Source organism: Plantactinospora sp. ZYX-F-223 (genome assembly GCF_039649625.1).
Taxonomy (GTDB): Bacteria; Actinomycetota; Actinomycetes; order Mycobacteriales; family Micromonosporaceae; genus Plantactinospora.
This window is the reverse complement of sequence record NZ_JBDJAV010000108.1, coordinates 1-7,484: the sequence shown is the minus strand read 5'-3', so window position 1 is coordinate 7,484 and position 7,484 is coordinate 1. Positions and strand designations below refer to the sequence as shown.

At 72.9% G+C, this 7,484-nt stretch carries 6 protein-coding genes; 2 read left to right on the top strand and 4 right to left on the bottom strand.

Going from position 1 to position 7,484, the window contains the following annotated elements; genetic code table 11:
* The first annotated feature begins 197 nt into the window (after positions 1-197).
* Positions 198-1,367: a low temperature requirement protein A gene (locus tag AAH979_RS42135; protein WP_346263718.1), complete on the top strand. Its 1,170-nt coding sequence runs from the start codon at positions 198-200 to the stop codon at positions 1,365-1,367.
* Between the two features lie 60 nt (positions 1,368-1,427).
* Here AAH979_RS42135 and AAH979_RS42130 read toward each other — a convergent pair whose 3' ends face one another.
* From AAH979_RS42130 to AAH979_RS42115, 4 genes are all read right to left on the bottom strand, one after another.
* Complete coding sequence (locus tag AAH979_RS42130; protein ID WP_346263717.1) at positions 1,428-1,823, bottom strand: hypothetical protein; 396 nt, start codon at positions 1,821-1,823, stop codon at positions 1,428-1,430.
* Entirely contained in the window at positions 1,820-4,132 is a 2,313-nt protein-coding gene (locus AAH979_RS42125) for an excinuclease ABC subunit UvrA (protein ID WP_346263716.1), read from the bottom strand. The genes AAH979_RS42130 and AAH979_RS42125 overlap by 4 nt, the downstream gene beginning before the upstream one ends.
* A 118-nt stretch (positions 4,133-4,250) precedes the next feature.
* Complete coding sequence (locus AAH979_RS42120; protein WP_346263715.1) at positions 4,251-5,108, bottom strand: SMP-30/gluconolactonase/LRE family protein; 858 nt, start codon at positions 5,106-5,108, stop codon at positions 4,251-4,253.
* A gap of 30 nt (positions 5,109-5,138) precedes the next feature.
* A complete protein-coding gene (locus AAH979_RS42115) occupies positions 5,139-6,653 on the bottom strand; it encodes a PLP-dependent aminotransferase family protein (RefSeq protein ID WP_346263714.1) in 1,515 nt (504 codons plus the stop codon).
* An 82-nt stretch (positions 6,654-6,735) separates the two neighbouring features.
* Between AAH979_RS42115 and AAH979_RS42110 the strand changes: the two genes are divergently transcribed.
* Entirely contained in the window at positions 6,736-7,446 is a 711-nt protein-coding gene (locus AAH979_RS42110; protein WP_346263713.1) for a phenylalanine--tRNA ligase beta subunit-related protein, read from the top strand.
* Positions 7,447-7,484 lie beyond the last annotated feature (38 nt).

Genomic DNA, 7,484 nt, shown 5'->3' with positions numbered 1-7,484 from the left:
CATAAAAGGGATAGTTATGGAAAAAGCCGAGCATATTAGCGCTTGCTCGGTGCAGGTCTGCCGCCGATCCGCCGGACGAACGGAATTCGCCGATCCACCACACCCGACCCACCGCGCGCGGGAGGATTACCGCCTGTGAGCTGGAGGCCGCACCGCGTACCAGGCCCGGCGGGTCGGACCGGCGGCGGGGGCACGGCGTGATCCGGCCGCGTCGGATCATCCAGCGCTGGGGGCTGGATCCCGAGTCCCTGCCCGGCGAGGAGGAGGCGCGGCACGCCTCCTGGCTCGAACTCTTCTTCGACCTGGTTTTCGTACTGGCCCTCGCCGCCGTGCAGAACCGGCTCACCGATGCGGTACCCGACGTCGACGAGATCCTCCGGACCGCCGGCCTTTTCGTGATCGTCTGGTGGGCCTGGGTCGGGCAGGCGTTCTACGACACCCGGTTCGACCCCGACGACCTCGGCCACCGGTTGGTCGTACTCCTTGGCATGGTCGGGGCGGGCATCATGGCGATCGGCGTCAGGGACGCTCCGGAGACCCTGCTGCTGCCGATCGGCTACCTCGTGGTCCGGGGCACCCTGTTGGTGCTCTACCTGCGGGTCCGCGGCACCGGCGCCACCGCACGCCGGCTGACCACCGTCTACTTCATCGGGTTCAGCGCGGGCCTGGTGTTCTGGGTCGCCTCGCTCGCCGTACCGGCGCGCCACCGTCCAATGCTCTGGCTGATCGGGCTGGTCGTCGAACTGCTGACCCCATGGCTCGGCCGCCGCTGGCTGGTCCAGCATCCCGTCCATCCGTCGCACCTGCCGGAGCGGATCGGGCAGTTCACCATCATCCTGCTCGGGGTCAGCCTGACCGACCTGATCGGCGCGGTGCCGACCCGGCCGTCGCCGGCGGTCGTCGTGGTGGGGATAACCGCGTTCCTCATTCCCGCGTCGGTGTGGTGGGTCTACACCACCTTCGTGACCATGGGGCTGACCACCTCGCGGTTGAGCGCCGGCCTCGGCTACGCGACCGTGCAGGGTGCGATCGGTTGCACACTGCTGCTGCTCGGCTGGTGCCTGGGACAGGCCGTCCGCGAGGTCGGGGCCGGCCGGGAGGACCTGCCCCAGATGCTCCGCCTGCTGCTGGCCGTCTCGCTGGCCAGTTGGATGGTCGGCGGCCTGGCCCTGCAACGTATCGCGCTGGGCACCGTGCCACCGCTGCGGCTGGGGATCGCAGCGGTCGCCATCGGGCTGGTCGGCGCCGTCGCCCTGGTGCCGCCGCCGCTCGCCCTGATGCCGCTGCTCGCGGTGCTGATGATCGTTTACGCGGCGGTGGTCAGCCGGCTCATCATCCGGTTCGGCAAGGAACGGATCGAGGCGTAGCGGCTGCGGCAGCAGACCGAGGCGTCGACCGGCGACCGGGCGTGCGCCGGCCGGGAGTCGTCAGCCGGCCAGCCGGCGGGCCCGGTCGCGTACCCGGCGGGCGGCGAGGTGCGCGGCCGAGAAGCTCCGGCCGGCGGTGACCCGCAGCGGCTCCGGGATGTCGTCCAGCCCTCGGTAGATCACCTGGAGCAGTTGTAGCCAGCTCATCAGGCCGGCGAGTTCCTGGCCCAGCGGCTCGGGCCGGCCGGTCGGGTCCACGGACAGCGGTCCGGGGTACCCGTCGACCGCCGCCTGGAGGGCGCGGTGCCGCACGGTCAGCGGTGGCAGCACCTCGGCCACCGGGAACGGCGTGCCGGGCCGCAACTGGTACGCGCCGAGCAGCTCGGCCACCGCCCCGGCGGTCTCGGCGACGTCGGCCGCGAACCGGCGACGGTCCTCGTCGGGTACCGGGGTCATGCCGTCACCTCCGCGACACCGAGCGCCCGGCGCAGGTGCACGCCGGTCGGCGAGCCGTCCCGCTCGACCAGGCCGCGCGGCTCACCCTGGTACAGCACCCGGCCACCCCGGCTGCCGCCCTCCGGACCGAGTTCCACCACCCAGTCGGCGTGCGCGACGACGTCCAGGTTGTGCTCGATCACGAGTACGGTCGCCGCGTACTCGTCGACCAGCCGGTCCAGTACGCCCAGCAGCCGCCCCACGTCCGCCATGTGCAGCCCGGTGGTCGGCTCGTCCAGCACGTACGCCGGGGCACCGCCGTGCAGGTGCGTGGCGAGCTTGATCCGCTGGCACTCGCCACCGGAGAGGCTGGTCAGCGGCTGGCCGAGCCGCAGGTAGTCCAGCCCGACGTCGGCCATCGCCGCCAGCACCGGTGCGATCCGGCGGTTGCCGGCGAAGAACTCCCGCCCCTGCGCGACAGTCATCTCCAGCACGTCGCTGATGGTCCGCCCGCGCAGCCGGTAGCCCAGCACCTCGTCGGAGAACCGGCGGCCGTCGCAGGTCTGGCAGACCAGCGAGACGCCCTCCAGCGCGCCGAAGTCCGTCTGCACCACGCCCAGCCCCGCGCAGGTGGTGCAGGCACCCGAGGAGTTGGCGCTGAACAGGGCCGGGCTGACCCGGTTGGCCCGGGCGAACTCGGCCCGGATCTGGTCGGCGACCCCGGTGTAGGTGACGGCGGTGGACCGGCGGTTGGCGTGCGGCATCGACTGGTCGACGATCACCGCCTCCGGATGCTGGACCCGGAACGCGCCGCCCACCAGGCTCGACTTGCCCGCGCCGGCCACCCCGGCGATCACGGTGAGCACACCGGCCGGGATGTCGAGGCTGAGGTCGCGCAGGTTGTGCGTGCGGGCGTTGACGATCGGCAGTACCCCGGTCGGGGTGCGTACCGCCTCCTTCAGCCGGGTGCCCCGGGTCATCGCCCGGCCGGTCAGGGTGTCGGCCCCGGCCAGCGCGCCGACCCCGCCGGCGTAGACCACCCGGCCGCCTGCGGTACCGGCACCCGGCCCCAGGTCGAGGACGTGGTCCGCCGCCGCGATCACGTCGCGGTCGTGCTCGACCACCAGTACCGTGTTGCCCTTGTCCCGCAGCGTGCGCAGCAGGTTGGTGAGCCGGTGCACGTCCCGGGGGTGCAGCCCGACGCTCGGCTCGTCGAAGACGTACAGCAAATCGTTCAGGCTGCTGGAGAGGTGTCGTACGATCTTGACCCGCTGGGACTCGCCCCCGGAGAGCGTGCCGGTACGCCGGTCGAGGCTCAGGTAGCCGAGCCCGATCTCCACGAGGTGCCCGACCTGGGCAACCAGGGTGTCCAGCACCGGCTTGGCCGCCGGCACCTCCAGCCCGGCCAGTACGCCGAGCAGCTCCTCCGCCTCCATCGCGCAGAGTTCGGCGATGGTGTGCCCGCCGACCCGGCTGGACAGCGCCAGCGGCGACAGCCGGCTGCCGCCGCACGCCCGGCACGGGACCGTGGTGGTGTAGTCCCGCACCATCCGCCGGGTCCGCTCCGCCGGCTCGGACTGCTGGTCGAGGTACCGCCGGCGGAACTTCACCACCGCGCCCTCGTAGCTCAGGTTGAGCGTCGACCCGGCGACCTCCAACGGCACCGTGCCGTCGGTGGCGTACAGCAGGTCGTCGAGTTCCCGCTCGGAGTACGCCGACACCGGCTTGTCCGGGTCGAGCCGGCCCGACGCGACGAGCAGGTGCCAGTCCCGGCTGCCCACCTTGAAGGTCGGGGCGAGCAGCGCCCCCTGGTTGAGCGACCGGGTGGGGTCGAGGAAGGCGGCCAGGTCGACGTCGGTGACCTCGCCGAGGCCCTCGCACTCCGGGCACATCCCGGCGGGCATGTTGAACGAGAACGCGTCGGGGTAGCCGACGAACGGCTCGCCGACCCGGGCGAAGAGCAGCCGCAGCAGCGGGGCGATGTCGGTGATGGTGCCGACGGTGGACCGCGGCCCGCCGGTGAGCGGTCGCTGGTCGATCGCGACCGTCGCCGGCAGGTGCTCGATCAGGTCGACGGCCGGGCGGGCGGAACTCGGCAGGAAGTTGCGGACGAACATCGGCAGCATCTCGGTCATCTGTCGCTGGCCCTCGACGGCGATCGTCTCGAAGACCAGCGACGACTTCCCCGACCCGGAGACGCCGGTGACGACGGTCAGCCTGCGCTTGGGGATCTCGACGTCGACGGCCGCGAGGTTGTGTTCGCGGGCTCCGGTGACCCGGATCCACTCGGCGATCGGCGCACTCTGCGCCGGAGATTCAACGACACTCATTCCCTCAACTGTATCGTTGAACTTCGATGTTTAAACTCTTCGACCACGAGCCTCCGTCACGAGGGCTGAAAGTCTCAACTCGCCGGCGCAACCTCAGGTGACCGCCCGGGGCGGCGGCTCAGTCCTGGAACGGGGTGACCGGCAGCCCGGCGACCCCGGGACTGGCCCGGAACAGCGCCCCGGCGGCCGGCTCCGGGTCGGCCAGGCCGAGCCGCGAGGTGGTGACGTAGAGGTCCCGCAACTCCGGCCCACCGAAGGTGCAGGCGGTGACCTGGCGGGCCGGCAGCGTCATCCGTACGTCGAGCCGGCCGTCCGGCGCGTAGCGGCGCACCTCGCCGCCGCCCCAGAGCGCGACCCACACCCCGCCCTCGGCGTCCACGGTCAGCCCGTCCGGGGCGCCGTCGGACGGCTCGATCCGCACGAACGGCCGCCGGCCGGTCAGCATCGCCTCGTCCGGGTCGTAGTCGAAGACGTCGATGCGCTGGGTCGGGGTGTCGACGTAGTACGCCAGGGTGCCGCCGGGAGACCAGGCGATGCCGTTGGAGATGGTGACGTCGGCGAGTACCCGCCGGGCCACCAGGTCGGCGTCCAGCCGGTAGAGCGCCGCCGCACCCGGCCGGGTGTCGTACGCCATCGAGCCGCAGTAGAACCGGCCGGCCGGATCGACGCCGCCCTCGTTCATCCGCAGGTCCGAACCGGTCCAGAGGTCGGGCAGCCGGCGTACCGGCCGGAGCTGCGCGTCGGTGAACAGGAACCCGCGCTCGACCGCGACCAGGTAGCCGTCACCGGCCCGGGGCCGGACCACCGCCGCCACGGTGTCGACGTGGTGCCGGTCCACCCGCGCCGTCCCGGGCGTCATCGTCAGTACGTCACCGGCCAGCATGTCCACCCACAACAGCCGGCCCGTCCGGGGATCCCACACCGGTCCCTCGGCATGCTGGCAGCACGGGTCCGTCACCTGCGTCGCGTCCACCACGTCGCACTCCTTTCGACAGCCTCGATCATGTCAGCGCGGTACGGCGCCGACGGCGGCGATGCCGTCGGAGATCTCGGCGGTGGTGTTGGCGGCGTAGCCGAGCACCAGTCCGGGCGGGCCGGGACGCTGCCGGTGCCAGGAGAGCGGCTGCACCTTGACGCCCCGGGCCAGCGCCGCCGTCGCCAGCTCGACGTCGTCGACGCCGCTGGAAAAGGTGATCATGAGATGCAGTCCCGCCGCCGCGCCGTGCACGACCGCGTCCGGCAGGTGGGTCCGGATCGCGGCGATCATCGCGTCCCGGCGCCGGACGTGGCGACGCCGGAGGAACCGCAGTTGCCGCTCCAGCGCCCCCGACTCGATCAGCTCGGCCAGCACCAGTTGCGGCAGCGCGGCGTTGCCGAGATCCGCGGTCCGCTTGGCGTCGACCAGGGCGGCGCGGTACCGGCTCGGCGCGAGCAGCCAGCCCACCCGCAGGGCGGGGGCGAGCAGCTTGGAGACGCTGCCGGCATAGCAGACCTGTTCGGACAGCACGGCCCGGAGCGCCGGTACGGGCGGCCGGTCGTACCGGTGCTCGGCGTCGTAGTCGTCCTCCACGATCAACCCGCCGTCGGCCGCCCAGCGCATCAGCTCGCGCCGCCGGGCACCGTCCAGCACCACCCCGGTCGGGAACTGGTGTGCCGGGGTCAGCATCACCGCCGGGGCACCGCTGGCCACCAGCTCGTCGACGCGCAGCCCACCGGCGTCGACCGGGATCGGCGGCGTCGCCAGTTGCCAGCTCCGCAGTTGCTGCCGCACCCCGAGCGAGCCCGGGTCCTCCACCGCCACCGTCCGCACCCCGTCCCCGGGCAACACCTGTCCGAGCAGGGTCAGCGCCTGCGCGACCCCGGCCACCACCAGCACGTCGTCCGGGTCCACGCCGATCCCCCGGTTGCGGGCCAGCCAGTGCGCGACGGCCACCCGCAGCCTCGGCGCACCCCTCGGGTCGCCGTAGCCGAAGTCGCCGGGCTTCAGGTCGTGCAGCACGGCGCGTTCGGCCCGCAGCCAGGCCGCGCGGGGAAAGGCGGCGAGATCGGGTACCCCGGGCGTCAGGTCGATCCGGGCCGGCGCGGCGCGGAGCGAGTCGAAGGTGTCGGGGCGGGGATCGGTGGCGAAGGGTCCGGCGGCCGCTGCTGGGGTGCCGGTGGCGAAGGGCCCGGCGCCCGGTGCCGGGGTGCCGGTGGACGGGGACGGCACGGCGGGCGCGTCGAGCGGGGCGGAGACGACGACCGTCCCGCCCCGGCCCCGGCCGGTGACGTGGCCGTCCTCGACGAGCCGCTGGTACGCCTCGGTGACCACGCCCCGGGAGACGCCCAGCTCGGCGGCGAGTACCCGGGTCGCCGGCAAGCGCCCGCCCACCGGTACCCGGCCGTCCGAGATCGCCGACCGCAACCGGTTGGCGAGCCAGTCGGCCCGCCCGCCGGCCGGCGCCTCCCCGATGTCGAGCTGGAGGAAGTCGGAGCCGGAGGGTATGGACCGGTCGACTGCTTCCTGTTTGGCCCTGTCCATCAGGCCATTGTGCCGGGCAGAGTGGGCGGACCGACACCGCCGCCGCAGGTCGTCGGAGGGCGTACGAACGACGGGGTGACACGTGTACTTCCAGCACTCGACCCAGATCTGGTCCGATCATCCCGAGTTGGTGGCCGGGGTCGTCGCCGCCACCGGGCTCGCCCGGGGAACCGCACTCGGCCCGGCGGTCGACCCGGTGATCGCCACGTTCACCGCCGCCGCCGAGACCCGCCTGGTCACGGGCCCGGCCGCCGAGCAGCCCGAGATCCGGGCCTGGCGCCGCGCCTTCTCCCGGATGGGCCTGAAGCCGACGCAGTACCGGTGCGCCGCGGAGGCGCTGCTCCGGCGCTTCGCCCGGGAGGGATCGCTGCCCCGGATCCATCCGCTGATCGACCTCTGCAACGCCGGCTCGCTCGGCTACGCGATCCCGGTCGCGGTCTTCGACACCGCCCGGATCACCGGAGGCATCGAGGTACGGCCGGCCGACGGCACCGAGACCTACCTGACCTTCTCCGGTGAGCCGCAGAATCCGGGCGCCGGTGAGGTCGTCTTCGCCGACGCCGTCGGTCGGGCCCACGCCCGGCGCTGGACCAACCGGCAGAGTGGCTACTCGGCAGTCCGGGAGGGCACCGACGAGGTCCTGATCGTCGTCGAGGCGCTGCACGCTTCGGCACCGGTCGACGTTCCGAAGCTCACCGCCGCGCTGGCGGACGAACTGGCCACGCTCTGGTCGGTCGAACCGACGACCGCGATCCTGAGCCGGGACAGTCCCCGATTCGACTTCGGCACCTGAGGCCCGCCGGTTCGGGGGCGGCGGGCCTGCCGAGTACG

Coding starts and splice junctions, on each gene's coding strand:
- AAH979_RS42130 (WP_346263717.1), bottom strand. CDS start 1,823: ATGACCCCGGTACCCGACGAGGACCGTCGCCGGTTCGCGGCCGACGTC.
- AAH979_RS42125 (WP_346263716.1), bottom strand. CDS start 4,132: ATGAGTGTCGTTGAATCTCCGGCGCAGAGTGCGCCGATCGCCGAGTGG.
- AAH979_RS42115 (WP_346263714.1), bottom strand. CDS start 6,653: ATGGACAGGGCCAAACAGGAAGCAGTCGACCGGTCCATACCCTCCGGC.